At 59.6% G+C, this 2,192-nt stretch carries 2 protein-coding genes; one reads left to right on the forward strand and one right to left on the reverse strand.

Translation table 11 applies throughout. The annotated features are described in order from the left end of the window. The coding region (locus A3754_RS25380) for a penicillin-binding protein activator (RefSeq protein WP_197468869.1) at positions 1 to 943 on the reverse strand (943 nt) is incomplete at its 3' end. 79 nt (positions 944 to 1,022) lie between these two features. Here A3754_RS25380 and rsmI point away from each other — a divergent pair. Continuing rightward, positions 1,023 to 1,853, forward strand: a complete 831-nt coding sequence (gene rsmI, locus A3754_RS25385; RefSeq protein WP_063521689.1) for a 16S rRNA (cytidine(1402)-2'-O)-methyltransferase — start codon at positions 1,023 to 1,025, stop codon at positions 1,851 to 1,853. The last annotated feature ends 339 nt before the right edge of the window (positions 1,854 to 2,192 follow it).

The raw sequence follows: 2,192 nt of genomic DNA on the forward strand, positions 1-2,192 counted from the left end.
ACACCGCAAGCACATCGTCGCCACCGGAATCGTAGAAGCGCAACGTGGGCGGTTGGCCGTTTTTCTGCTGCTGGTAGAAGGCGGTCATGATGCCTTCCTGCAGGGCCTTGCCCGCGGTTTGCAGTGGGCCGGTGGTCGGCAGCAGGATGGCGACCTGGCTGGGGCGCTGGCTGGCGGCTTTTTCCAGGGCGTCCAGCATTTGCGGCACATCGTCGATGGCCGGGTGGGTACGCCACTGGGCGCTCCACTGATTCAACCGGGTGACCTGGGCATCCAGGTCGGCAATGGGGTCGCGGTACAGCTGGGCCAGGGTCAGCCAGCCACGCAGGTCGCCACTGCTGCCATCAATGGCGTCGGCCAGATCGGTGTTGGGCAGTTGCATCAGCAGCTGCCAGATCATGTTGTGGTTGTAACCCTGGTCATCCTCGCTGAGGAGCGGGTGGGCGGCGACGCGTTGCTGCAGGCTGTCCAGCAGCTTGCCTTGCATGGCCAGGGCGTCGGCGCGCAACAGATCCAGTTGGGCCTGATGCTCGGCGGGATATTGCAGTATTTCGTCCTGGTATTGCTGCAGCAACGACAGGGTCTTGTCCGCTTGCTGCTGGCCTAGTTGGGCGCGGCCGCTGAGTAGCAACCAGGTAAAACGCTGCTCACTGCTGAGTTGTCCGGGGCTCAGGTCGGCGAGCAATTGGCTTGCGTCGGCAGCCCGCTTTTCGCCCAGATAGGTGGAGGCCCAGGACAACGTAGAGGTAATGCGTTCGTCGGCATCCATGCCGGCAAGCTGGTTGCGGGCGGCAGAGAGCGCAGCGGGCGCCTCTGTCGGTGCGCGGGGCGTGGCAACGGCGGGGGTTTCATAGACCTTAGTCTTTGATGAAGGAGTGGTGGAGCAGCCGGCCACTACAGCGGCAGCCAGAAATGCTGCCAGATAAGCCTTTCTAAATTCCATGGCGAGGTTCGTATTACCAGAATGAAGCGGCTATTGTAGGCGCTTTCCGGGCGTCTTAACACTTGAGTAGTGCACGAATATGAGCGGGACTTTGTTTATTGTCAGTACACCGATCGGACATTTGGATGACATTACCCGTCGGGCGATTGACGTACTGGCCGAGGTGGACTGGATTGCGGCGGAGGACACCCGGCATAGCCAACGGATGCTTGATCAGTTGGGTATCCGCAATCGCATGATCAGTTGCCATGACCACAATGAAAGCCAGCGTAGTGATGAGTTGGTGGCGCGGTTGCAGGGCGGTGAGCAGGGCGCGCTGATCAGTGATGCGGGGACGCCGTTGATTAGTGATCCCGGCTACAGGCTGGTTCGCGCCTGCCAGGAGGCACAGGTAAGCGTGGTGCCTGTTCCGGGTGCGTCAGCGTTGTTGGCTGCATTGGCGGCAGCGGGACAGCCTTCCGATCGTTTCCTGTTCGAAGGCTTTGTACCAGCCAAGGGCGCGCCGCGTCAGCAAGCCATTGCGCGCCTGGCGGCCCTGTCAGTCACAAGTATTATCTACGAGGCGCCTCACCGGGTGCAGTCCTTCCTGGAAGCCCTGAACGGGCTGGTTGAAAAAGATCGTGAAATTACCCTGTGCCGTGAGCTGACCAAGCAATTTGAAACGATTCGGCGTGGCCCGGTGGGTGAAATCTGCGATTGGGTGGCGTCGGACAGCAACCAGCGACGCGGCGAGCTGGTGCTGGTGCTGTCGCCGCTGGCGCAATCTTCCGCGTGGACAGAAAAAGACGAGGCGTTGGCGAAAAGCCTGTTGACTGAGTTGCCGGTGTCACGGGTGGCCAAAATCATGGCGGCCCATACCGGGCTGAAGCGCCAGGAGCTATATGCGCTGTTAGAGGCAATGAACAATTAATATTTAATAATGAATAACTTGCGATCCCGTTTGGTCGTTTTTCAGGCATAAGAGGCTGCGCTCAACTTTGGGGTGCGTGGCCTTTTGCGCTTCAAGATCAGAAAACCTGGTCCGCGCAGCTATTAATTATTCACTATTAATTATTAACTGTTTAGACTCCGCCCCGGACCGGTTAGGCAGTCGCTGGCGGCGATTCTTTTGCAGGATGGCCGCTGGAGGAAAGTCCGGGCTCCACAGGGCAGGGTGCCAGGTAACGCCTGGGGGCCACACTGGGAACGGTGTGGCTACGGCTAGTGCCACAGAGAAGATACCGCCTGTTCCGTCCTCGTGTCGGAACCG

The sequence above is a fragment of the Alcanivorax sp. HI0083 genome, from assembly GCF_001635175.1.